Annotated in this window: 24 protein-coding genes; 14 read left to right on the top strand and 10 right to left on the bottom strand. The window is 63.9% G+C overall.

Features of this window, described 5'->3' with window-relative positions; all coding sequences use genetic code 11:
• Positions 1-77 precede the first annotated feature (77 nt).
• Positions 78-359 carry a hypothetical protein gene (locus KI611_RS20460; protein WP_226417489.1) on the bottom strand — a complete coding sequence of 94 codons (282 nt, stop codon included), beginning with the start codon at positions 357-359 and terminating at the stop codon, positions 78-80.
• Between the two features lie 343 nt (positions 360-702).
• Between KI611_RS20460 and KI611_RS20455 the strand changes: the two genes are divergently transcribed.
• The 3 genes from KI611_RS20455 (at position 703) to KI611_RS20445 (ending at position 3,177) form a co-directional block, all read left to right on the top strand.
• Complete coding sequence (locus KI611_RS20455; protein ID WP_226417488.1) at positions 703-1,704, top strand: LLM class flavin-dependent oxidoreductase; 1,002 nt, start codon at positions 703-705, stop codon at positions 1,702-1,704.
• 49 nt (positions 1,705-1,753) lie between these two features.
• A complete protein-coding gene (locus KI611_RS20450; protein WP_226417487.1) occupies positions 1,754-2,395 on the top strand; it encodes a GDSL-type esterase/lipase family protein in 642 nt (213 codons plus the stop codon).
• Between the two features lie 149 nt (positions 2,396-2,544).
• On the top strand, positions 2,545-3,177 hold the full coding sequence (locus KI611_RS20445; protein ID WP_226417486.1) for a hypothetical protein: 633 nt from the start codon (positions 2,545-2,547) through the stop codon (positions 3,175-3,177).
• A gap of 36 nt (positions 3,178-3,213) precedes the next feature.
• Here KI611_RS20445 and dbpA read toward each other — a convergent pair whose 3' ends face one another.
• From dbpA to KI611_RS20430, 3 genes are all read right to left on the bottom strand, one after another.
• A complete protein-coding gene (dbpA, locus tag KI611_RS20440) occupies positions 3,214-4,620 on the bottom strand; it encodes an ATP-dependent RNA helicase DbpA (RefSeq protein ID WP_226417485.1) in 1,407 nt (468 codons plus the stop codon).
• 8 nt (positions 4,621-4,628) lie between these two features.
• Positions 4,629-5,147, bottom strand: coding sequence for a hypothetical protein (locus tag KI611_RS20435; RefSeq protein ID WP_226417484.1), 519 nt, complete (start codon positions 5,145-5,147; stop codon positions 4,629-4,631).
• Between the two features lie 143 nt (positions 5,148-5,290).
• Complete coding sequence (locus KI611_RS20430; RefSeq protein ID WP_226417483.1) at positions 5,291-5,536, bottom strand: hypothetical protein; 246 nt, start codon at positions 5,534-5,536, stop codon at positions 5,291-5,293.
• A gap of 140 nt (positions 5,537-5,676) precedes the next feature.
• On the opposite strand from KI611_RS20430, the gene KI611_RS20425 reads away from it, so the two are divergent.
• The 3 genes from KI611_RS20425 to KI611_RS20415 are packed head-to-tail and all read left to right on the top strand — an operon-like array spanning position 5,677 to position 7,625.
• Positions 5,677-6,321, top strand: a complete 645-nt coding sequence (locus KI611_RS20425) for an alpha/beta hydrolase (protein WP_226419957.1) — start codon at positions 5,677-5,679, stop codon at positions 6,319-6,321.
• The gene (locus KI611_RS20420) at positions 6,297-6,929 is read left to right on the top strand and encodes a 3'-5' exonuclease (protein ID WP_226417482.1); all 633 of its coding nucleotides are present in this window, start codon (positions 6,297-6,299) and stop codon (positions 6,927-6,929) included. Before KI611_RS20425 ends, KI611_RS20420 begins: the two co-directional genes overlap by 25 nt.
• A gap of 45 nt (positions 6,930-6,974) precedes the next feature.
• A complete protein-coding gene (locus KI611_RS20415; protein ID WP_226417481.1) occupies positions 6,975-7,625 on the top strand; it encodes a YceH family protein in 651 nt (216 codons plus the stop codon).
• A gap of 6 nt (positions 7,626-7,631) precedes the next feature.
• Here the strand turns inward: KI611_RS20415 and KI611_RS20410 are convergent, their stop codons facing one another.
• The 3 genes from KI611_RS20410 to KI611_RS20400 form a co-directional block, all read right to left on the bottom strand.
• Complete coding sequence (locus KI611_RS20410; RefSeq protein WP_226417480.1) at positions 7,632-8,303, bottom strand: SIMPL domain-containing protein; 672 nt, start codon at positions 8,301-8,303, stop codon at positions 7,632-7,634.
• Between the two features lie 87 nt (positions 8,304-8,390).
• The gene (locus KI611_RS20405; RefSeq protein WP_226417479.1) at positions 8,391-9,806 is read right to left on the bottom strand and encodes a DEAD/DEAH box helicase; all 1,416 of its coding nucleotides are present in this window, start codon (positions 9,804-9,806) and stop codon (positions 8,391-8,393) included.
• A 50-nt stretch (positions 9,807-9,856) separates the two neighbouring features.
• Positions 9,857-10,276 carry a hypothetical protein gene (locus KI611_RS20400; protein ID WP_226417478.1) on the bottom strand — a complete coding sequence of 140 codons (420 nt, stop codon included), beginning with the start codon at positions 10,274-10,276 and terminating at the stop codon, positions 9,857-9,859.
• 14 nt (positions 10,277-10,290) lie between these two features.
• Between KI611_RS20400 and KI611_RS20395 the strand changes: the two genes are divergently transcribed.
• From KI611_RS20395 to KI611_RS20380, 4 genes are all read left to right on the top strand, one after another.
• Complete coding sequence (locus KI611_RS20395) at positions 10,291-11,106, top strand: hypothetical protein (protein ID WP_226417477.1); 816 nt, start codon at positions 10,291-10,293, stop codon at positions 11,104-11,106.
• Between the two features lie 323 nt (positions 11,107-11,429).
• The gene (locus tag KI611_RS20390; RefSeq protein ID WP_226417476.1) at positions 11,430-12,167 is read left to right on the top strand and encodes a transposase; all 738 of its coding nucleotides are present in this window, start codon (positions 11,430-11,432) and stop codon (positions 12,165-12,167) included.
• Between the two features lie 158 nt (positions 12,168-12,325).
• Positions 12,326-12,826 (top strand): nicotinamide-nucleotide amidase, encoded by a 501-nt coding sequence (gene pncC / locus KI611_RS20385; protein ID WP_226417475.1) that lies wholly within the window; start codon positions 12,326-12,328, stop codon positions 12,824-12,826.
• 71 nt (positions 12,827-12,897) lie between these two features.
• Positions 12,898-13,221 carry a hypothetical protein gene (locus tag KI611_RS20380; RefSeq protein WP_226417474.1) on the top strand — a complete coding sequence of 108 codons (324 nt, stop codon included), beginning with the start codon at positions 12,898-12,900 and terminating at the stop codon, positions 13,219-13,221.
• 18 nt (positions 13,222-13,239) lie between these two features.
• Here KI611_RS20380 and KI611_RS20375 read toward each other — a convergent pair whose 3' ends face one another.
• The 3 genes from KI611_RS20375 to ubiB are packed head-to-tail and all read right to left on the bottom strand — an operon-like array spanning position 13,240 to position 18,548.
• Positions 13,240-13,680 carry a DUF302 domain-containing protein gene (locus KI611_RS20375; protein ID WP_226417473.1) on the bottom strand — a complete coding sequence of 147 codons (441 nt, stop codon included), beginning with the start codon at positions 13,678-13,680 and terminating at the stop codon, positions 13,240-13,242.
• A gap of 50 nt (positions 13,681-13,730) precedes the next feature.
• Entirely contained in the window at positions 13,731-17,021 is a 3,291-nt protein-coding gene (locus KI611_RS20370; protein WP_226417472.1) for a DEAD/DEAH box helicase, read from the bottom strand.
• A gap of 6 nt (positions 17,022-17,027) precedes the next feature.
• The gene (gene ubiB, locus KI611_RS20365) at positions 17,028-18,548 is read right to left on the bottom strand and encodes a ubiquinone biosynthesis regulatory protein kinase UbiB (RefSeq protein ID WP_226417471.1); all 1,521 of its coding nucleotides are present in this window, start codon (positions 18,546-18,548) and stop codon (positions 17,028-17,030) included.
• A 270-nt stretch (positions 18,549-18,818) separates the two neighbouring features.
• Here ubiB and KI611_RS20360 point away from each other — a divergent pair, with 270 nt between their 5' ends.
• The 4 genes from KI611_RS20360 to KI611_RS20345 are packed head-to-tail and all read left to right on the top strand — an operon-like array spanning position 18,819 to position 23,340.
• Positions 18,819-20,342, top strand: a complete 1,524-nt coding sequence (locus KI611_RS20360; RefSeq protein WP_226417470.1) for a sensor domain-containing diguanylate cyclase — start codon at positions 18,819-18,821, stop codon at positions 20,340-20,342.
• 15 nt (positions 20,343-20,357) lie between these two features.
• The gene (locus KI611_RS20355) at positions 20,358-20,867 is read left to right on the top strand and encodes a DNA-deoxyinosine glycosylase (protein WP_226417469.1); all 510 of its coding nucleotides are present in this window, start codon (positions 20,358-20,360) and stop codon (positions 20,865-20,867) included.
• Between the two features lie 48 nt (positions 20,868-20,915).
• Positions 20,916-22,679: an arginine--tRNA ligase gene (gene argS / locus KI611_RS20350; RefSeq protein WP_226417468.1), complete on the top strand. Its 1,764-nt coding sequence runs from the start codon at positions 20,916-20,918 to the stop codon at positions 22,677-22,679.
• Between the two features lie 25 nt (positions 22,680-22,704).
• Complete coding sequence (locus KI611_RS20345) at positions 22,705-23,340, top strand: SPOR domain-containing protein (protein ID WP_226417467.1); 636 nt, start codon at positions 22,705-22,707, stop codon at positions 23,338-23,340.
• Positions 23,341-23,348 lie beyond the last annotated feature (8 nt).

Genomic DNA, 23,348 nt, shown 5'->3' with positions numbered 1-23,348 from the left:
TCAATGAGCTTTTGGATTATTCAGCGAGCGGCTGTCGCTCCGCATGACGGCGCCGAACAGCCGCTCGCCAGCCTGGTCTACAGGGCGGCCTTGGTCGCCGCGGCTTCGTTCTTCATCTGCTGCACCCGCAGCTGGATGTAGCGGGCCCGGGCGACGCCTTCGTCGCCATGCGCGATACGCATGGCGGTGTCCCAGACGGCATGGTCGATGCGCAGCAGGTGCAGTTCCCGGTTGGCCACCATGTAGCGCTGCAGATCTCCTTCATCCGTCGCTTCGGCGGCCGCGGTCGAGCGGCTATAGATGAAGTAACAGGCGCCGACCAGCAGGGCCAGGGCGAGGCCGGCAAGGAGATTCTCCATGGATGCTTCTCGTTGAATTGGGTGGCCGCCAGCATACCACCGGGCCGGCCGCCGCCACTGCCGGCAACGACGGATCATGTCCGAAAACTGGTCAACAGCCGGCATCCATACTAGGATGAGCGAGCGTATTACGTGGTTCAAACACGATCTAACTAGGAGAGCATCATGGGAAGCAAGGACAAGAAGAAGGAATCGAAGGGCAAGAAACCGCAACCGAAGCCGGTTGCCGGCTAGTTTGCCAGGGCCGGCTGTGCCGATGCCTGGCACAGCCGGCGGCTGATTGATGCGCGCCGCGCCCATGAAAGTGACGCCAGAACGGCGATAAGCAAGGACAATCGGCCCCATGAAAAATCCGCAGGATGTGAAGTTGTCCATGCTCGACCTCGTCGCCGTGCGCGAGGGCGGGACCGTTGCCGAGGCTTTGGCGATTTCGCTGCGCACGGCGCAGCATGTCGAGGCGCTCGGCTTCACCCGCTACTGGCTGGCCGAGCATCACAACATGCCGGGGATCGCCAGTTCCGCCACGGCGGTTCTGGTCGGCTATATCGCCGGTGGCACAAAGCACATGCGGGTCGGTTCGGGCGGCGTCATGCTGCCCAACCACGCGCCGCTCGTCGTCGCCGAGGCCTTCGGCACGCTGGCCGAGCTCTACCCGAACCGTATCGATCTCGGCCTCGGCCGCGCCCCGGGCACCGATCAGCTGACCATGCGGGCGCTGCGCCGCGACCGGGTCGAGACGGAAGCGGATTTTCCGCGCGATGTCGCCGAGTTGCAGCAATTGCTCGGCACGCCGCAAGCCGGTCAGCGGGTCGTCGCGATGCCGGGCGCCGGCACCGGGGTGCCGATCTGGTTGCTCGGCTCCAGCCTGTTCTCGGCCCGCCTGGCGGCCGAGCGCGGCTTGCCCTATGCCTTCGCTTCGCATTTCGCGCCGGCCCAGCTGCTCCAGGCCATAGCCCTGTACCGCAGCCAATTCCGGCCGTCGCCGAGTCTGGCCGAACCTTACGTCATCATCGGCGTGCCGCTGATTGCCGCGCCGACCGACGAGGAGGCCGAGTTCCTGGCGAGCAGCACCTATCAGCGCGTCCTGGGCATCCTGCGCGGCGACCGCCGTTGCCTGCCGCCACCGGTCGCAGATTTCCTGGCCCAGTTGGCGCCGCAGGAGCGCCGCGCGATTGACGACTTTCTCGGGGCGGCGGTGATCGGCGGGCCGGAAGCGGTGCGCGCCGGTCTGACCGGCTTGCTCCAGGCGACGCAGGCGGACGAGCTGATGCTGGTTTGCGACATCTTCGATGCCGATCTCCGGCTGCGTTCGCTGGATATTGCCGCGGCAGTGTGCGCCGGGTGATTTGAGCGGATTGGCCGCTGACGATTCGCGAAGGCCGGGCCCGGTTTCGATGAAACGCCGGGCACTGCTTGGCTGGCTGGCCGTTTCGGTCGTCCTCGGCGGCTGCGGCAAAGCCCCGCGCTTGCCCACCATCCCGCCGGGCAAAACGGTCCTCGCTTTCGGTGACAGCGTCACCTTCGGGACCGGCGCCGCGGCTGGCGAGGACTGGCCGACATTGCTAGCCGGGCTGACCGGCTGGCAAGTCGAGAATGCCGGCATCCCGGGCGATACCGCCGAAGCGTCCCGGGCGCGCATGCCGGCCTTGCTCGATGCGCACCGGCCAGCCGTGGTGATCATCGAAATCGGCGGCAATGACTTCCTGCGCCGCCGTTCGGTCAAGGTGGTCAAGGAGGATGTGCGCCATCTCGTTCAGGCCGCCAGGGCCTCCGGGGCGCAAGTTGTGCTGGTCGCCGTGCCGGAACTATCCCTGCTCGGCGTAGTGGCCGGCAAGCCGTCCGACGCGCCGATCTATCAGGAGCTGGCGGAAGAGGAGCGGGTGGTCATCGTCAGCGACGTGTTTTCCGGCATCCTGAGCCGGCCCGAGCTCTGCGCCGACCAGATCCATCCCAACGCCGAGGGCTATCGGCAGATGGCGGCAGGCATCCACCGAGAGTTGCAGAAGGTCGGACTGGCGTCGCCCGGTGGTCGTTAAGCCGGCCGGTCGCCCGGTTCATCGCGCCGCGATTTTGTGACGGGGATCAAACCCTTGATCAATTGCTTGAGTAAACTGCTCAACTAATCGGCGAGGCAAGCCAAGCGGCAATGCACGGCGCCGAACCACTCTCCGAGACAAGGCCGATCATGTCCTATCCTGCATTCTTTGCTGAAATTCCCGTTATCCGGCTGCGCGATCCGCTGGCCGTCTTCCTCGGTGCCAGTGACGACGGCATTTTCGAATATCGCTATCTCGATGCCATCCGGCTGGCCGGGCACTCCTGTCCGACGGTGGCCGCCGCCTGGAACATGACCCGTCTGGCGCTGCAGGTGCTCTATCCGGATGAGCTGCCATGCCGCGGCAACATCCGCGTCAATTTGCGCGGCGGCGTCGAGGCCGGCGTCACCGGCGTGATCGGCAGTGTGGTTTCGCTGCTTACCGGCGCTGCGGCGCAGGGCGGGTTCAAAGGGCTGGCCGGACAGTTCGGGCGGCAGAACCTGATGCATTTCGCTGCCGAAATTCCGCTCGAGCTGCGCTTCTCGCGTCTCGACAGCGTCTTGGCGGTCGATGTCGCCTGCGACGCCGGCTCCATCCCGGTCGCCCCGGAAATGCCGCTGCTGATGCGCCAGTGCCTCGAAGGGCGCGGCGACGCGGCCGCATTGCAACGATTCGGCAGCCTGTGGCAGGCGCGGGTGCGTTGCCTGTTGCTGGAGCACGGCGACGACCCGCAGGTATTTACGGTCCGACCGGCCACTACAGCTCGGCAAGACCTAGCCTGAGTGCCGCCGGCGGAGAGGGCGCCGCCCTCTCCCGGTTTACAGCGACCTGACCTTGACCGACTTGCCCTTGATCTTGCCGGCGCCCAGTTTGCGCACGGTGTCGCGGGCGACGTTACGGGCCACGGCGACGTAGCTGGTTTGATCGGTGACGGTGATCTTGCCGACCTGCTCGCGGGTCAGGCCGGCTTCACCGGCCAGGGCGCCCATGATGTCGCCGGGACGGATCTTGTCCTTGCGGCCGCCGAGGATCAGCAGCGTCACCATCGGCGGGATCAGCGGCGTTTCGTCGGCCGCCGGCAGGTCGCCGAGCTGATGCGTTTCCAGCTTGCAGCCGGTCACCTCGGCAATCGCCGCGACGCGCCGGCGGTCGTTCGGGCTGAACAGGCTGAGTGCCCAACCGTCCTGATCGGCGCGGCCGGTGCGGCCGATGCGGTGGATGTGGATTTCCGGATCGGGCGTCACGTCGACGTTGATCACCGCTTCGAGTTGCGCGATGTCGAGGCCGCGCGCCGCGACATCGGTCGCGACGAGCACCGAAACGCTGTTGTTGACGAACTGGATCAGCACCTGGTCGCGCTCGCGCTGTTCCAGGTCGCCGTTCAGGGTCAGGGCGTGGATGCCGTTCTCGCGCAGCACGTTGAGCAGGTCGCGGCACTGCTGCTTGGTGTTGCAGAAGGCCAGCGTGCTGACCGGGCGGTAATGCTTGAGCAGCGTGGCGACGGCGGCCAGCCGCTCCTCGTTCTTGACCTCGTAGAAGCGCTGGCGGATCTTGCTTTCGGCGTGCTGTTCGAGCAGCTTCACTTCCTGCGGCTGCTTGAGGAACTGCTTGGCCAGCTGGGCGATGCCTTCCGGATAGGTGGCCGAGAACAGCAGGGTCTGGCGCTTGGCCGGGCAACGCTTGGCGATGTAGGCGATGTCGTCGTGAAAGCCCATGTCGAGCATGCGGTCGGCTTCATCGAGGACCAGCGTGGTCAGTTCGTCGAGCTTCAGGTAGCCGCGTTCCATGTGATCCATGATCCGGCCGGGCGTGCCGACCACGATATGGACGCCGTTTTCCAGGCTGTTCGCCTGGTTGCGCAGGGTCGAGCCGCCGACCAGTGAGAGCACCTTGATGTTCTCTTCGAAGCGCGCCAGCCGGCGGATTTCCTGCGTCACCTGGTCGGCCAGTTCGCGGGTCGGGCAGAGCACCATCGCCTGCACGGCGAAGCGCGCGGTGTTCAGCTTGGTCAGCAGGGGCAGCGCGAAGGCGGCGGTCTTGCCGCTGCCGGTCTTGGCCTGGGCGATCAGGTCGTGCCCGGCCAGGGCCAGCGGCAGGCTGGCCGCCTGGATCGGCGTCATCGTCAGGTAATTGAGCTGGCTCAGGTTGGCCAGCATGGCCGGCGTCAGGGGCAGTTCGCTGAAGGCTTGCCCGGCGGCGGGTTGTTGGTTCTCGGTATCGCTCACGGTGCGGCTCAGGGCTTGCGTTTGCGGGCAGCCGGCGAGAGCGGCTTGCGGCCGGTCGGCATCGGTTTGCGCTGGCGTTGGCCGGGCCGCTGCAGCGATTTGTCTTCCGGCTTCGGCTTCGGCACCAGCAGGTTCTTGGCGGTGCTGGCGGCGGCTGCGCGGTGGGCCAGCATGGCGGCGCGCAGTTCGTCGGTCGTCAGGACAACCGGGGCGCACAGGGCCGCCGGGGTATAGATCGACAACTGGTCCTTGATGCTGAACAGGCGTTCGTCGTTCGGCGCCTTGCGCGGCAGGTTCTCGATGATCTGCTGGGCGGCCGGACTCAGTGCCAGGCGGCCGTCGACGCTGCAGATCAGGCCGTGCACGGCGAGTCGGGAGATGGCTTCGGCCAGTTTGGCCTCGGCCGGAATGTTGTCGTTGATCAGGTCGATCGCCGCCATGATTTCGACCAGCTCGGCCGGGCGCCGCTTGGAAGAAAGAGCCGTGGCCAGCAATAGGAGGGCGTCAACATCATGGATTGGGTGCATGGAATAAGCTTTGTCGTTCGGAGTCTGGGGGGCGGGCGGCGGAAAAACGGCCCGGCGGGCGCTTGCTGCTGCGTGAGGAGTGCAGTGTACGCTGTTAACCGGCAAAAGCGCGCTAAGGCACTGAAAATATTGGTGCTGTTGGCTCAGTCGGCGCGTTCGATGGCGGCCCGGAGACGCTGGATGGTGGCTTCGAGCGGGGCGTTTTTCGCCACCTCGAGGCCGAGGTCGCGGGCGATGGCATTGACCCTGGCCGGGTTGAGCGGAATGCCGCCGCGGTCGATGGCGGCAATTAGCCGGCGCGCCTGCTCGATCTCGGAAGGGGGCGGCGGCGCTGCCGGGAGCAGGCTTTTCAGCCAGTCGATAAAGCCTTTCGGGCGGCGCGGTCGCATAAACTTGCTCATCGTCAAAAGGCCAAGGATACTTCGGCCAGCCCGCCTGGAGAACGCCAGGCGTTCTGCCGCAATGCAATCGAATGTTCCGGATCGGGACAGAGGAGAATTCAGTGGAAGACTTGTTGCCCGCCATCGAAATGGAGTCCGCGCCCAATCCGCAGTTTTCGGTGATCTGGCTGCATGGCCTCGGCGCCGACGGCTCCGATTTCGTGCCGGTGGTGCCCGAGCTGGGCCTCGCGCCGACGCCCGGTGTGCGCTTCATCTTTCCCGATGCGCCGGCCATTCCGGTGACCTGCAACGGCGGCTACGTGATGCCGGCCTGGTACGACATCATTTCGCTGGACAGCACCAGCCGGCGGATCGACGAGGCCGGCATTGTCAATTCGCGGACGGCGATCCGCCGCTTGATCGCCCGCGAGAACGCGCGCGGCATTCCCTGCGAACGGATCTTTCTCGCCGGCTTTTCGCAGGGCGGCGCGGTCGCCTACACGACGGCGCTGACCCATCCCGCGCCGCTGGCCGGCCTGATCGCGCTGTCCACCTACCTGCCGACAAGCGACTTGGTCGAACGCGAGGCGACCGCCGCCAATCGGGCGATACCGGTATTCGTCGCGCACGGCAGTCAGGACGACGTGGTGGCCCCGGTGCTCGGCCGGGCGGCGCGCGATTTCCTGGTTGAACGCGGCTACGCCGTGGCCTGGCAGGAATACCCGATGCCGCACTCGATCTGTCTGGAAGAGATCGCGGCCATCGGCCAATGGCTGAACGGACGGCTCGGGTGAGCGATGTCGTGATGAGCCGGGCGGCGCTGGCCGAGGCGGAATTGCCCCTCTACGCCGGCCTGCCGCTCGAGCGGGTGCGCCTGATCGTCTCGGCAGAATTGGCGGCGGAAGCACAGGCGGCATTGCTGGCCGCCGACGCCATCGGCTTCGATACCGAGTCGAAACCGACTTTCCTGAAAGGCGAAGTGTCGACCGGCCCGCATCTCGTTCAGCTCGCCACCGACACGCATGCCTACCTCTTCCCGATTGCCCGGGCCGGCGACCACACCGTGCTGCGGGCGATTCTCGAGTCGGCCACGGTATTGAAAGTCGGCTTCGGCCTCGGCAACGATCGCAGCGCGCTGAAATCGCGCCTCGGCATCACCCTCGGCAAGGTCCTCGACCTCGGCGAAACGCTGCGCGGGCCGGGCCACAAGGGCACGGTCGGGGCAAAGGTGGCGGTGGCGCATTTTTTCGGCCAGAAACTGCAAAAATCGAAGAAGACCGGCACCAGCAACTGGGCCAACCGCAACCTCACCGAACGCCAGCTGCTCTACGCCGCCAACGACGCCCACGTCGCGCTCCAGCTCTACCGCGCCTGGTTGAGCAGCGAGGGCCTGACCGGCTGAGCAGCCGTTTCCGTTCGATCATTTCCTGTTCAGAAAGACCGCCGCATGGCTGATTCCCTTCCCCTCCTTTCGCTGCTCGAAACCCGCGTGCTCGGCACCCTGGTCGAAAAACAGCGCACCGTACCCGATACCTACCCGCTGTCGCTCAATGCGCTGGCTGCCGGCTGCAACCAGAAAACCAGCCGCCACCCGGTGCTCGAAGCGACCGAGCCGGAACTGCTGGCCGCCATCGAAACGCTGAAAGAGGCGGGTCTGGTCGGCGAAGTCACCGGCGGCCGGGTGGTCCGCTTTGCCCATCACATGGAGCGGACGCTGCGCCTGCCGACCCAGTCCTCCGCCTTGCTGGCGGTCCTGATGCTGCGCGGTCCGCAGACGGCCGGCGAGCTGCGCCTGAACTGCGACCGGCTGCACAAGTTTGTCGACATTTCGTCGGTCGAGTCCTTTCTCGAGGAACTCGCCAATCGGGCCGCTGGCGGCCTGGTGGTCGAACTGCCGCGCTTGCCCGGCTCACGGGAAAACCGCTGGGCGCATCTGCTGAGCGGCGAGCCGAGCAGCGAGGCGCCGGCCGCCGGAGCACGGGCCGGCACGGCCAGTCAGGAGATCGATGAACTGAAGGCGCGGGTCGACACGCTGGAAACCGAGCTCGCCGAGTTGCGCGCCATGCTGCTCGGCCTGAAGGCCGAGCTCGGCGGCTAACCCAGGCTAGTCGGCCAGTTCGATCTGGCCGTTGATCGTCGTCGTGACCAGGCTTTCGCCGGCTTCGATCGGCAGCGGTTCGGCCTCTGCCTTCATCATCGCCCGGCTGGCGCGGAACATCGGCATCGGCGGGTTGGCGCCACTCTGCTGGATGTTGAGCTGCTTGACCTTGTAGGCTTTGCCGAACACCTCGGCGACCAGCTTGGCGCGACTCTGGAAGGCACGAATCGCCGCCCGCGTCGTCTCGTCCTCGGTCGCCAGCCGGGTCGCCGGTGAAGGTTGCTGGACCAGGTTGCCGACCGCCAGGCGCATCTGCTGCAATTTGCCAAGCAGATCCGAGACGCTGGCCTGGTCTTTCGATTCGAGCACGATTTCCGAGCGCATCCGCCAGTTTTCGATTTTCTGGTTCTGGCCATAGACCGGGTAGGTGTGCTGCTGGCCGCTCTTGGCCGCGACGCCCGGCTTGCTCTTGATCAGCTTGAGCGCCTCGGCAATATCCTGATTGACCCGGCGTGCCAGTTCGGCCGGGTTGCTGCCGCTGGCTTCGGCGTAGACCGTCGCGCTGATCATGTCGTTGGCGGCCGGCAGGCTGGCGCCGGCGGCGAGTTCGATGGTCGTCCCGGCCTGGGCGGCACAGGCGAGCAGGGCGGAGGTCAGCAGGGCAAGGGTGGTTTTCATCAGGCAGTTCTCCGGTTGTTCAGTTCGATAACGAAACGATATGGCGTAGTGCCACGGATTTGCGTTGCTTCCCCCCGCTGCCCCGTTTCAGCGAGGGCGCGGCTTGCCCGCCGCTTTGGCAACTGGCTTGGCGGTGCGCCGCGCCGGCCCGGCGGCCGGGGCATCGAAGCCGACCCAGTTGCCGGGCCGATTCTTCGGCTTGCGCCCGCCGGCGACCTTCGGCTTTTTCGGTTTCTTGACTAGTTGACCGGCGCCATTGGTCATCGGCACGCGATGATCCGGCTCGAAACCGGGCTCTTCCTCGCGCTCCAGCGTCTTCTTGGTCAGCGTTTCGATGGCGGCGAGCAGCGGCGCTTCGTCGGCGCAGACCAGCGAGATCGCCTCGCCGGTGGCGCCGGCCCGGCCGGTGCGGCCGATCCGGTGAATGTAGTCTTCGGCGACGATCGGCAGGTCGAAATTGACCACCTGCGGCAGATCATTGATGTCCAGCCCGCGGGCGGCGACGTCGGTGGCGACGAGAATCTGCACTTCGCCGGCCTTGAACGCTTCGAGCGCCCGCAGCCGGGCCGGTTGCGGCTTGTCGCCGTGGATCGCGTCGGCCGGGATTTTCTTCGCCTGCAGCGTGCTGACCAGCAACTCGGCACCTTTGCGCGTCTTGACGAAGACCAGCACCTGGCCCCAGCGGCGATCTTTCAGCAGATGCAGGAAGAGTTCCGGCTTGAGCTTCTTGTCGACCGGGATGACCCATTGCTTGACGCTGCTCGCCGCCGTGTTGCGCGGGCTGACCTCGATGCTCAGCGGATCGCGCAGCCGGGCCTTGGCCATGCTGCGGATTTCGTCGGAGAAGGTAGCGGAGAAGAGCAGGGTCTGCCGCTGTTTGGGCAGCGCCGCGAACACCGCGTCGAGTTCGCGCGAAAAGCCGAGGTCGAGCATACGGTCGGCTTCGTCGAGGATCAACGTCTGCAGTTCGCCGAACTTGACGGCGTTCTGCCGGTACAGGTCGAGCAGCCGGCCGGGCGTCGCGACCAGCACGTCGATGCCCTTGCGCAGCTTCATCATCTGCGGGTTGATGCTGACCCCGCCGTAGGCCGCGTAGGTGCGCAGCGGCAGATGCTGGCCGTACTGCTGAAAACTGGCATGGACTTGTTCGGCCAGCTCGCGCGTCGGCGTCAGGACCAGGGCCCGGACGGCATTGCTGCCGACCGGCGTGGCCGCGCCAGCCAGCCGTTGCAGCACCGGCAACGCGAAACCCGCGGTCTTGCCGGTACCGGTCTGGGCGGCGGCCATCAGGTCGCGACCGGCCAGCACGGCCGGGATCGCCTGTTTCTGGATGGGCGTCGGCGTCTGGTAACCGAGGGTTTCGAGGGCCTGAAGCAGGGGGGCGGCGAGGCCGAGCGAAGCGAAAGTCATGGCGGTTTTGGCGGAGCGGAAAGTCCAGAGTTTAACCGGTTCGGCAGTGGCGCCGGCGCCGGTGCCGGCGTGCGTGGTCAGTTGCGTGTGCAACTTGTTTTTGGCAAGGCAGCAGTTATGCCCTTCGGAATATTTACTTGTCGTTAGGCCTTTGCCACCATCCGCGCTCCATAAATGGTCGAAAATAGCGATATGTCAGCACCTGGGGGGCGATTCAATCCGAGGCCACGCTGTGGCTGCTCGGCAGCCTGTGCAGTCTCTATCGCATTCCCTTCGACTCCAAGCTGATCGAGCAGGACTTCCCGCCACCACATAGTCTCGCTACCTTCCACGAAGCCGCCCGCGCCTTGCAAAGGCAGCGGCCCAAAGGGGGCAGAGACATTTCGCTTTCTGAACTGACCCTCGAACCATTCCGGAGACCTCAAAATAAATATCGATACCTCGATTGTTACCGCGAGGCAAACAATGACAGAGCAGCAGGATTTTGGATTTTGAGGAGGACAGAAATGGGAAATGCGATTGAGCGAAAATGGGAAATCCTTTGACTGTTGTGCTTTATTCAAGCAAGGAGTGCTACATGAAATATAAATATTGGTTGTGGAATGCCATTGGTGCCATCGGCTTGATATTGACCTTGGGGATAAGCATGAACGTACAGGCAGGTCTATTCGGTTTCGGTGGCGATAGTTGGAAAGAAGAAGTCCTGCTCCACGATGGGAAAAAAATCATCGTCAAACGCTCACAGACCTACGGCGGACGGGTCGAACCTGGACAGGGAGGAACGGTAAAGGAGCACACGATCAGTTTCGACATGCCGCAATCCGGACGGTCGCTGAGTTGGAAAAGCGAATACGGAGACGATCTCGGTCGCACCAATTTCAATGCACTAGCGCTGCACATACTGGGCGACACCCCCTATCTTGTTGTCGAACCGAACCTGTGTCTCTCGTACAACAAATGGGGGAGACCGAACCCTCCATACGTGATATTCAAACACGAAGGGCGTTCCTGGCAGCGAATTGGCATAGCGGAATTGCCGAGCGAATTCCGGAGTGTCAACTTAATCGTCAACGATAGCCGTCAACGAGAGATTGATGAGCTATCCAAACAATTCGGCTACGTCACGGTTGAGGGGATAAATAAAATCAACAGTAGCCTTACTCAAAGCGAATACAAGACCATTATGAGGGAGCCGATGAGTTTTGATCCTGGGTGGTGTGCGGAAATGGTTCGTACAGGTGATGGGTGGTCTGGCCTGGGGTTATTCAAGATGCAGGGCTCGTTGGAAGCCTGTCTTCTGTACTGCAACCGGGAAAAGGTTACCGAGCAAAATTGTCCGTGCAACAAACTTTTGAAGGGAAATGAGGGTGGCATCTCAGCAGGAAGTAATTGATTACGCACTGATGGCCGGGGCTTCGTATATCCTGACACGTACGCCGCTAAACCGATTTCCTGTTCCTATTTCGAGCGGTTGAAACGAGGCAATCGACAAAAGGACCGGGAGTAGAATTGGCTTTGAAGCCACGTGTTTCACCAGAGGCACTGAACTCGTTATCTCCTACGCCGGCACCTACGACAAGGACATTGCAGGAGACATAGCGGCGGACTCGGTCTGGCTACCGGCTTCGGCTCGGTACAGCTCTTGCAGGCTGCTGACCAAGCAAAGCGGCCAAAAGGGGTCAGAGGCATTTCGTTTTCTGAACTAAGCCACTAACCATGCCGCGCCGCCCCCGCGTTCTTCTCGCCGATTACCCGCTACATATCGTCCAGCGCGGCATCAACCGCGAGCCGTGCTTTTTCACTGATGAAGATTACTACTGTTATCTCCATTGGCTGGAAGAGTCGGCTCGCGCTTGTGGCTGTGCCATTCACGCCTATGCGCTGATGACCAATCACGTTCATCTGCTGCTCACGCCAGCAGAAAGCGGTGCGCCATCACGGCTGATGCAGTCGCTCGGGCGACGCTACGTGCAGTACGCCAACCGGTTCTACCGGCGCACGGGCAGTTTGTGGGAAGGGCGTTACAAATCCAGCGTGGTGCAAGCTGAAAGCTATCTGCTGGCTTGCCAGCGTTACATCGAACTCAATCCGGTACGGGCTGGAATGGTGTTTGATCCCGGCCAATATCCTTGGTCAAGCTATCGAGCCAACGGCCTGGGGCAGCCTGATGTCCGGCTTACACAGCATGAACTTTACCGCTCGCTCGGCAAGAATGGCGGAGAACGGGAAGCGGCCTATCGGGCACTCTTTCGCCCGGAACTCGATGCCGAAGCGCTCGACGATATTCGCCAAGCCTTGCAACTTGGCATGCCAGTAGGCAGCGAACGTTTTGCTGAAACGATCTGTAGCCGCCTGGGTATCCGGCACAACAACGGCAAGCGCGGTCGGCCGAATGGGGTGGTGGACGAAAAGAGTGCGCTGCCGATATCAGCGCAACAGGATTTTGGGTTTTGAGGAGGACTGAAATGGAAAAATACGAGTGGGAGAGAAAGGGAAATGTCTCTGACTCCTTTGGTTGGCATGAGGCGGGGCGGGAGCGGTAAATACGATAGCCGCTCCCGGTTTGTCTCGATATGGCGCTTTCCAAGCCGGCCGGGGGTAATATTTGCCGCATGAACGAACTCGACAATCTGGCCCGTGACCTGGGCGCCGCGCTGTTGGCCCGCGGCGAATGGTTGTCCGCTGCCGAATCCTGTACCGGCGGCTGGCTGGCCCAGTCGGTGACGGCCATCGCCGGCAGCTCGGGCTGGTTCGAGCGCGGCTTCGTGACCTACTCGAATGCTGCCAAGGTTGAGATGCTCGGCGTTCCGGAAACGACGCTGGAACGCCACGGTGCCGTCTCCGAAGCGACGGCCCGGGCGATGGCGCAGGGGGCGCTGGCCCACAGCCGGGCCGACTGGGCGGTGGCGATCACCGGCATCGCCGGGCCAAGCGGCGGCTCGCCGGAAAAACCGGTCGGCACGGTGTGCTTTGCCTGGGCGGCAAAAGAAGGCGCCTGCGAGGCGCATACCCGGCATTTCGCCGGCGATCGCGCGGCCGTCCGTGAGCAGTCGGTGCGCCACGCGCTGAATGGCCTGTTGCAACGCCTGGAGGCGTCACCGCTGATTGCCTGAGCACGCCCTGGGTAATGGATTTGCGCGCGTTGTGCACTATGATGATTCAAGCAGCTAGGGAGGTGATAACGATGTCCAAAAGACTACTGACTACATCCATTTGTCTGGGACTGGCTGTGTTCTCATGCTCCGTTGCCCATGCGCAGGTAGACAAAATCCTTTGGAATGCCGCGAGCTGGATTTTGCAGAAACAGATCGAGGAACTGGACAAGGCGAACGATCCGAACCGGGGCTTGAGTCAGTACGATGGCCGCGACAAGTACGCCCCGCGCGATGCCTACGCGCCCCGTGAGGCGTCGCCATATCAGGGCACGGTCGATTACGGCAGCTATGGCAAACGGGGCGATGCGGTCCGCCCGGAGGGTGACCAGGCCGCTGTCCCGGCTGCGCAGTAGCGCGACTTGACCGACCGTCTAGCGCGCCGCCTCGGCGGCGATTTCGTTGAGCAGCGGTTCGACCAGTTTGGCGGCGGCGCCCAGCGGCTTGCGGTAGGCCACCCAGGTCGTGTTTTTCTCGCCGGGCAGCGTGTAGATCGAGATGGCGAAGGGGCAGAGCACGATGTTGTGCGGGTCGGCTTCCATCATTTTTCGCGACAGGCTGGCCGAGCAGAATTCGATGATTTCGGCATTGTCGTAGATCTGGCGGCTGGCCCCGATGTCGGCCCCGGTGCGCTGCAGCATCTCGCCGATGTGCGCGGTGTAATTGATCACCAGGCCACGGTTTTCGATGGCCATGACGACCGCGTCGCGGGTATCGGCGAAGCTGCCGGCGACTTTCTGCCGGACCATCCACGCTTCGGCGAGGGCCGCGCCGGTGCTCAGGACCAGCGCGAACAGCACGATCAGGCGGCGCATTTTCACTCCCGTATCAGGTTTGTCGAATGCCGCGATTGGTCGTCGTCCGGCTAGCCGGGGAGCGGCTCGAACAGCGCGGCCAGATCGTCGGTGCCGAACTTGACGTCGACGCGGTGATCTTCGGAGAGAATGCCGGCCGCCAGTTCGGCCTTGCGTTCCTGCAGCGCGAGAATCTTTTCCTCGATGCTGCCGCCGACGATCAGCTTGTACACGAACACCGGCTTGTCCTGGCCGAGGCGGTGGGCGCGGTCGGTCGCCTGATTCTCGACGGCCGGATTCCACCACGGGTCGTAATGAATCACGGTATCGGCGGCGGTCAGGTTGAGGCCGACGCCGCCGGCTTTCAGGCTGATCAGGAAGATCGGTACGTCCTCTTCCTGGAAGCGGCGGATCGGCGTTTCGCGGTGCACGGTGTCGCCGGTTAGCGTCACATAACCGAGGTTGAGCTTATCCAGTTCGTGCTCGATCAGCGCCAGCATGCTGGTGAATTGCGAGAAGACCAGGATGCGCCGGCCTTCTTCGACCAGTTCCGGCAGCATGCCCATCAGCAGGTCGAGCTTGGCCCGTTCCTTGACCTTCTTGGCGGCGTTGGCCTTGACCAGGCGCGGGTCGCAGCAGACCTGGCGGAGCTTGAGCAGGGCGTCGAGAATGACGATCTGGCTGCGCGCGAAGCCCTTGCTGGCGATTTCATCGCGGACCTTGGCGTCCATCGCGGCGCGCACGGTTTCGTACAGATCGCGTTGCGAGCCTTCGAGTTCGACACTGCGGATGATGATGGTCTTCGGCGGCAGTTCCTGCGCCACGTCTTCCTTTTTGCGGCGCAGGATGAAGGGGCGGATGCGGCGGGCCAGCAAATCGCGGCGGCGGGTGTCGCCCTGCTTCTCGATCGGCGTCCGCCAATGCTTGGTGAACTGCTTGCTGGCGCCGAGAAAGCCGGGGAGCAGGAAGTCGAACTGGCTCCACAATTCCCCGAGGTGGTTTTCCAGCGGCGTGCCGGTCAGGCACAGGCGGTGCCGGGTGTCGATCTTGCGCACCGCTTCGGCGCTCCGGCTCTGGGCGTTCTTGACCGTCTGCGCCTCGTCGAGGATGAGCAGGTGGTAGCTGTGCTGCATCAGTTCTTCGGCATCGCGCCAGAGCAGCGGGTAGGTCGTCAGCACGACGTCGTGCTGGTCGATCTCGCCAAAGCGGTTCTTGCGTTCCGGGCCGTGCAGCGAGAGGACGCGCAGCGAGGGCGCGAAGCGCGCCGCCTCGCTTTTCCAGTTGAAGATCAGCGAGGTCGGCAGCACGATCAGCGCCGGCTTGTCGAGGCGGCCGCCTTCTTTTTCCAGCAGCAGGTGGGCCAGCGTCTGGGCCGTCTTGCCGAGGCCCATGTCGTCGGCCAGGATGCCGGACAGTTTCTGTTCGCGCAAAAACTGCAACCAGGCCAGGCCTTCTTTCTGATACGGCCGCAGTTCCAGGCAAAGACCGGCCGGCGGCGCGATGTCGCCGATCGCCTGCGCCGCTTTCAGGCGCTCGGCCATGGCAAAGACGTCGCTCTGGCCGCGGAACTCCCAGCGGCTGACGTCGGTCAGTTCGGCTAGGCGGGGCGCGTCGAAACGCGACAGGCGCAGCGTTTCGCCGCCGGTGAAGCCGTCGAACAGATCGATCAGCGTTGCCGCCAGCGGCTTGACGCGGCCGGCCGGGACGCGCAGGCGCTTGCCCTGGGCGGTATGCAGTTCGATGCCTTCATCGTCCGGGATGCGTTCCAGTTCGGCCGCTTCCAGCCAGCGCGGGTCGCGGCGGAACAGGCCGGCGAGCAACGGGGCGAGCGGCATCCGTTCGCCCTCGACGATGATCCCCATGTCGAGGTTGAACCAGCCGTTTTCCGCTTCGTACAGCTCGGCTTCCCAGCCATCGACCTCGATGACGTGGTGGCGGAAATCGTCGGGAAACTCGACCTGCCAGCCGGCTTCCTTCAACTGCCCGATGCCTTCCTGCATGAAGGGCGGCCAGCGCCCCTCGTCGGCCAGGCCGTAAATGCCTTCCGGCGGGCTGCCGAAAGTATGCAGCGTGTGGCTCGGGATCTTCTGCATGCCGCTCGCGACGAGCGCAGCCAGGGCCTTGCTCTCGGCTTCCGGGCGGCGCTTCAGGCGAATGGTCTCGCCTTCCGGCAGGGTGATGAACTCGCTTTTTTCTTCCGGCCGGATGTCGGCATCGGCGTAGCGGAAAATCACCCGGGCGACGTCGAACAGGCCGCCGCTGAAGTTCTGCGGATAACCGCGCCAGGTGCGCTGGCCGTGGGTATGCAGGGTTTCGATCTGGAGGATGCTTTGCAGCGGGGCATCGACCAGCCGCAGGCGGGCCTTGACGTCCTCGGCCGGGAGCAGCAGCTCGGGCGCCTGCTCGCTCAGGGCGTCGGCGACCAGCGCCGCCTCGCTGGCCGAGAGCGGCGGCAGCGAGAACAGGCGCGAGATGACGGCCGGATTGCCGGCGACGTCGAGGGGCCCGGTTTCGCCGTCGTTCAGGTCGAGATACCAGGGGGGATCGACAGCGATGATCATGCCGGCCGTCGGCTCGGGAATCAGGTAGGGCCGCTGGAAGCCCATGCCGTCGACCTGCCAGCCGATGCTCGCCGGGCGGGTGGCGCCGGCATTGAGCGGCAGGCCGAGATCGTCCTCGGGATAGAGGCGATGGCTGGCCACCATCCGTTGCAGGATTTCGGCGCCGTGTTTCGGACCCAGGCCAAAAGCGCGCAGCCCGGTTTCATGGCCGCGTTCGGCCCAAATCAGGCGGAGGATGCCGAGATCTTCTTCGGTGACGAACTGCGGCGGAGTGATCAGCGCGCGATCGACTTTCCACCATTCCTCGGCGCTTTCCGGGTATTTGCCCTTGCGGATCTCGACGCCGAAACGGAGGTGGTCGGCGGTCCATTTGAGAATGTAGAACAACTGCTGCCGGGCGCCGACCGGCCGGGCTTTTTTCTTGGCGACGGCGATCGAGACGCGGCGCAGATCGTCGGCCCAGGACAGCGCGCTGGTGCTGGCGCTCGGGCTGGCACCTTCCTTCGGCTTGCCTTCGGCGACGGCCTTCAGCAGCATCGCCGCGACGTGCTTGCAGTGGCGGCCCTGGGTGCAGGAGCAACGGCTGATCACCGCCATTTCGCCGCTCTGCGTCTGGCTCAGGTAGGCCTGGGCGACGTACGGGGTGCGGGCGGTGCCGGGAATGACCGCACTGATCTGGCTGTCCTTGATTTCAAGGTCGGTGACCTGATCGACGTACGGCCGGGCTTTGGTGAGTTCCCGGGTGGCGAACCATTCGGCGACGTTTTCTTCGGTGAGGCTGGTAAAAGTGACGGTGGCCATCGGCGATCAGGCAAAAAGCGCGCTGACGAGCAGCGCGAGCAGTACGGCAATGATCGCCAGCCAGCGGTTTTGTTGCTGCTGGGCAGCGATCAGGCGGTCGATCTGCGGTTGTAAATCGGCCTTCGGGCCTTGGGCCAGCGACTGGTGTACCAGGCGCGGCAGTTGCGGCAGGGTGCGCGCCAGGTAGGGGGCTTCCTGCTTGAAGGTACGGAGCAGGCCGCGCCAGCCGACCTGTTCGCTCATCCAGCGTTCGAGGAAGGGCTTGGCGGTTTTCCACAGGTCGAGTTCGGGGTCGAGCTGGCGGCCGAGGCCTTCGATATTGAGCAGGGTTTTTTGCAGCATGACCAGTTGTGGCTGGATCTCGACGTTGAAGCGGCGCGAGGTCTGGAACAGCCGAAGCAGGATTTTGCCGAAGGAAATGTCCTTCAGCGGGCGGTCGAAGATCGGCTCGCAGACGGCGCGGATGGCGGCTTCGAATTCATCGACGCGGGTCTCCTTCGGCGCCCAGCCGGATTCGATGTGGGCTTCGGCGACGCGCTTGTAATCGCGGCGGAAGAAGGCGAGGAAGTTCTGCGCCAGGTAGTTCTTGTCGCTGTCGGTCAGCGTGCCGACGATGCCGAAATCGAGGGCGATGTAGCGGCCGTCGGCGTGTACGAAAATGTTGCCGGGATGCATGTCGGCATGGAAAAAGCCGTCGCGGAAAACCTGGGTGAAGAAGATTTCGACCCCGGCGGCGGATAGCTTCGACAGATCGATGCCGTCGGCCCGCAACTTGTCGATCTGCGAGATCGGCGTGCCGACCATGCGTTCCATCACCATGACGGTGGAAGTGCACCAGTCCCAATGGACTTCCGGCACGACCAGCAGCGTCGAATCGCTGAAGTTGCGGCGCAGTTGCGAGGCATTGGCCGCTTCGCGCATCAGGTCCAGCTCGTCGCGCAGATACTTGGCGAATTCGGCGACCACCTCGCGCGGCTTCAGGCGCTTGCCATCCGCCCAGATTTTCTCGAGCAACATCGCGAAGTTGTCCATCAGCGCGAGATCGTGCTCGATCACCGACAGCATGTTCGGGCGGAGGATCTTGACCGCCACTTCGTGGCCGCCGTCTTCCGTCTTCAGGCGGGCGAAGTGCACCTGGGCGATGGAGGCCGAGGCGACCGGCACCGGGTCGAATTCGGCAAAGACTTCGCTGGCCGGGCGGCCGTAGGCTTTCTCGATTTCGGCCAGGGCGAGCGCCGAATCGAAAGGCGGCACGCGATCCTGCAGGCGGGCCAGTTCGTCGGCGATGTCGGTCGGCATCAGGTCGCGCCGGGTCGACAGGACCTGGCCGAACTTGACGAAAATCGGCCCCAGCGCTTCCAGGGCCAGGCGCAGGCGCTCGGCGCGCGGCGTCGACAGGTCGCGCCAGAACTGCAGGGCATTGGCCAGGCGAACCAGGCGACCCGATGGCTCATGTTCGAGCACCATTTCGTCGAGGCCGAAGCGGCTGGCGACGGAGGCGATCTTGAGCAGACGGAAAATACGCATGTAGGCAGGGCATGCCGGACGGGCCGGCTGATACGTTAAACGAGCATGTTAACACGCTGACGCCGGTCGCGGCCCCGTGTTTTGCGCCTGCCAGGACTCGCCGTCGGGCAGGCGGACGGATCGGGCGACCGGCTGCCATATTGTTTTTCCACGCGGTGCGAAACAGTCCGGGCATTAGGATAAACTTTCAGCAGAGGTCCTCGGGCCTGTCCCTGTTTTTGCTGAAGCCGGCGAGTTCAGGTGTTGCTGCTTACTCCTACGATTTTTTTGATGAATCAACCCAAAAACCCATCGGTAATCGCGCGGGAAGCCCTGAAACGCTTGGCGGCCAGCCATCTGCCGCCAACACCGGCCAACTACCAGGCGTCCTACAACCAGATCGCCGATCTGCCCAATGTCGCACCCTTTCCGGATGTGCCGCTGCGCCAGATCGCCGGGCTGCTGGCGGCCCGGAACGATACCCAGGTCCAGCAGTTGATCCGCCTCGATGAAGCGATCGGGCGGCGCAGTTGGCTGGGGGTGCAGGAAGCCGTGCTTGCTTTCGTCGGGGCCGGCAATGCCGGGGGGGGCAAAGACGATGCCGAACCGGTGGCGCTGCAGGTGTTGCCGCTGGAGTTGTTGGCCAAGCTGGCGAGCTTCGTCGAAAATGTTCTGCCCGCGCTGGGCGCCGACAATGACCGGGTTGGCGAGCTGGCCGCCGCTTTACTGCAGGCGCTGCGCCAGGCGCCGGTCGATCTTGTCGAGATTCAGAGCCGGCTGGCCAGCCTCGGTCAGCAGGCGCTGTTTGCCGCCGAAGAGCAGGTCGAGATCAAGGACTCCCTGCTCAACCTGCTGCGCCTGATCATCGAAAATGTCGGCGAGCTCAGCCTCGACGACAGCTGGCTCAAGGGACAGGTCGATGGCTTGCTGGCCGTCGTCCAGCCGCCGCTGACCTTGCGCCATCTCGACGATATGGGGCGGCGTCTGCGCGATGTGATGGTCAAGCAGAGCGAGGCCAAGCACCGCTCGCTCGAGGCACAGGAGGAAATGCGCCAGATGCTGGCCGCCTTCATCGAGCGGCTGGCCGCGATCAACGAGTCGAGCACGGTTTTCCAGGGCAAGATCGAAGCAAGTGCCAGGGCCATCGAGAACGTCAAGCGGATCGAGGATCTGGCGCCCTTGCTCAACGATGTCATTACGGCGACCCGGTCAATGGCCGAGGGGACGTCGGACTCCCGGCTGCAGTTGCAGAGCCTGCAGGAGCGGGTGCTGGCGACCGAAGCCGAACTGGTCCAGCTGCACCTCGAACTGGACAACGCCAGCGCGCTGGCTCGTCACGACCCGCTGACCGATGCGCTCAACCGCAAGGGGCTGGATGAGGCGCTGGCGCGTGAAATTGCCGGGATGTGGCGCAAGGGAACGGCGCTATCGATCTGCCTGCTCGACATCGACAACTTCAAGCGGCTGAACGACCGCCTCGGGCATGACGTGGGCGACCATGCGCTGGTGCACCTGACCAGAGTCGCCCGTCAATGCATGCGCCCGAGCGATACGCTGGCCCGCTATGGCGGCGAAGAGTTCGTCATCCTGATGCCGGACACCGTGCTCGAACAGGGTATCGAGGCGATGACCCGCTTGCAGCGTGAGCTGACCAAGGCCTTCTTCCTGTCCGGCAAGGAAAAGGTCCTGATCACCTTCAGCGCCGGCGTCGCCCAACTGAGTCCGGACGAAACCGGCAGCGACGCCATCCGGCGGGCCGACCAGGCGATGTATGCGGCCAAGCGGGCCGGCAAGAACCGCGTTGTCGGCGGCTGAGCCCGTTCCCGGCCGATGGCGCTGATCCGGTGTTTTGCGCCGGTGGCGGGGGGCGACGCCCGCCTGCTGATTCTCGGCAGCATGCCCGGCAAGGCATCGCTGCAGGCTGACCAGTATTACGCCCATCAACGCAATGCCTTCTGGCGGATCATGGGCGACCTGCTCGGTGCCGGGCCGGAGCTGCCTTACCCGGCCCGCCTGGAAAAATTGACGGCGGCCGGCGTCGCGCTATGGGACGTGATTGCCGCCTGCGAGCGGGAAAGCAGTCTGGATGCCGATATTGTCGGCGCGACGGTGCGCCCGAATGATTTCCCGGCATTTTTCGCGGCGCACCCCGGCATCGACCGTGTCTTCTTCAATGGCGGAGCCGCCGAAGCGAGCTTTCGCCGTCTCGTGCTGCCTGGCCTAAAGGCTCCGCCACGCCGGCTGTTGCGCCTGCCGTCGACCAGCCCGGCGCACGCCGCGCTGAGTTATGCCGACAAGCTGGCAGCCTGGTCGGCAATTCTCGCCCCGCCAATTATGTAAGCTTCGGCAGCGTATAATCGCGCTCTTCGAATTTTTCGCCTCAAATCAATGGCCCACGACGTTAAATCCCAGCTGACCACCCTTTTGCAACAGGCGCTGGCCAGTGTTGCACCCACGGCAACCGATACCCCGATTCAACTCGAACGCCCGCGCGATCCGACGCACGGTGATTTCGCCACCAACCTGGCAATGCAACTGGCCAAGGCGCTGAAGAAGAATCCGCGCGACATCGCCAAGCAGCTGGTCGCCGAGTTGCCGCCATCCATTCTGGTCAGCAAGGCCGAAGTCGCTGGGGCCGGCTTCATCAACTTCACGCTCGATGCGCGGGCCAAGATCAATGTCGTGCGTGCCGTGCTGGCCGAAGGCGAGAGCTATGGCCGGTCCACGCAGGGCGGCTGGCAGAAGGTCCAGGTCGAATTCGTTTCGGCCAACCCGACCGGGCCGTTGCACGTCGGCCACGGCCGCGGTGCCGCCTACGGTGCCTCGCTGTCGAACCTACTGACCTTTGCCGGCTGGGATGTGACGCGCGAGTATTACGTCAATGACGCCGGCCGCCAGATGGATATTCTCGGCCTGTCGACCTGGCTGCGTTATCTCGAGCAGCATGCTGTTGCCGTGCCCTTCCTGCCCAATGCCTATCAGGGTGACTATGTACGCGAGATGGCCAAGCAGATGACGGCGGCGCATGGCGCCAAATTCGTCCGCCAAGCCGCCGAGGTGCTCGCCGGGACGCCCGGCCTGCCCGAGGCCGAGCGGGCCGACGACGAAGCCAAGCGCCAGCGCGACCAGCATCTCGATGCGCTGATCGCCAATGCCAAGACCCTGCTCGGCGCCGATTGGACCTATGTTCACCAGCACGCGCTGTCCGAACAACTGGCCGACTGCCGCGATGATCTGGAAGAATTCGGCGTGCATTTCGACGTCTGGTTCTCCGAACAGGCGCTGTTCGACACCGGCCTGGTCGCCCGCTGCGTCGATCTGCTCGAAAAGAACGGCCATCTGTACGTGCAGAACGGCGCCCGCTGGTTCAAGTCGACGGCTTTCGGCGACGAAAAGGACCGCGTCGTGCAGCGCGAAAACGGCCTGTATACCTATTTCGCCTCCGACATCGCCTATCACCTGAACAAGTTCGAGCGCGGTTTCGACAAGGTCATCAATATCTGGGGCGCCGACCATCATGGCTACATTGCCCGGGTCAACGGCGCGATCAAGGCGCTCGACCTGAATCCGGCCAAGCTGCAGGTCGCGCTGGTCCAGTTTGCCGTGCTCTACCGCAACGGCCAGAAGGCTTCGATGTCCACCCGTTCTGGCGACTTCGTCACGCTGCGCGAACTGCGCGGCGAAGTCGGCAACGACGCCTGCCGTTTCTTCTACGCCTTGCGCAAGTCGGACCAGCACCTCGATTTCGACCTCGATCTGGCGAAGAGCCAGACCAACGAAAACCCGGTCTATTACATCCAGTACGCGCATGCCCGGATCTGCTCGGTGATCAATCAGTGGAGCGGCGATTTCGCGACGCTGGCCGAAAGCGATCTGACCCGTCTCGACAATCCGCGCGAACTGGCTCTCGCCAACAAGCTGGCCGAGTTCCGTGAAGTCATCGACAACGCCGCCCGCGAACTGGCGCCGCACCTGATCGCCTTCTACCTGAAGGATCTGGCCGGCGACTTCCATGGCTGGTACAACGCCGAGCGCATGCTGGTCGATGATGCGGCCTTGCGTGACGCCCGTGTCGCCCTGGCCGCCTCGGTCCGTCAGGTAATTCGTAACGGCCTGGCCATTCTGGGCGTCAGCTGCCCGGAATCGATGTAAGGAAAGAATGACGATGAGTCGTGACATGAAACCCCGCAAGAGCCAGCCAGCCAAGAAAAAATCCGGCGGCGGCACGCTGATCGGGATGTTCATCGGCCTGGTTCTCGGGGTCGGTATTGCAGCCGGCGTGGTCTGGTACCTGAACAATTCGCCGTTGCCCTTCAACAAGCAGGTGCAACTGCCGGCCAACGGCCGGGCGCCGCAGGCGGGCACCGCCCAGCCGGCGCAGCCGATGGCGCTGCCCGGCAAGCCGGGCGACCCGATTCCGGAAAAACGCTTCCAGTTCTACGACATTCTCCCCGGCAAGACCGATGGCGTACCGGAGAAGGCCGGCAAGGCGGAGGTCAAGCCGGACGCTAAGCCGGAGGCCAAGCAGGAAGCGCCGAAGAAGGAAGAAAAGAAGGAAGAAAAGAAAGAGGAGAGCAAGGAAAGCAAGACGCCGCTCTTCCTCCAGGCCGGTTCTTTCAGTACGGCGCAGGACGCTGACAACCAAAAGGCCAAGCTTGCGTTTATGGGAGTGGAGGCGGTTGTCCAGCAGGTGATGATTCAGGACAAGACGCTCTACCGGGTTCGGGTTGGTCCTTACATGAAGATCGATGAATTGAACAAAGTGCGTGCCGAGCTTGCCAAATCCGGCATCGATGCCCAGCTATCAAAATAGGAGTAACG

The organism is Dechloromonas denitrificans (assembly GCF_020510685.1).
Taxonomy (GTDB): Bacteria; Pseudomonadota; Gammaproteobacteria; order Burkholderiales; family Rhodocyclaceae; genus Azonexus; species Azonexus denitrificans_A.
Note: the sequence above shows the minus strand (reverse complement) of the source record. Positions and strands in the feature narration are given on the sequence as shown.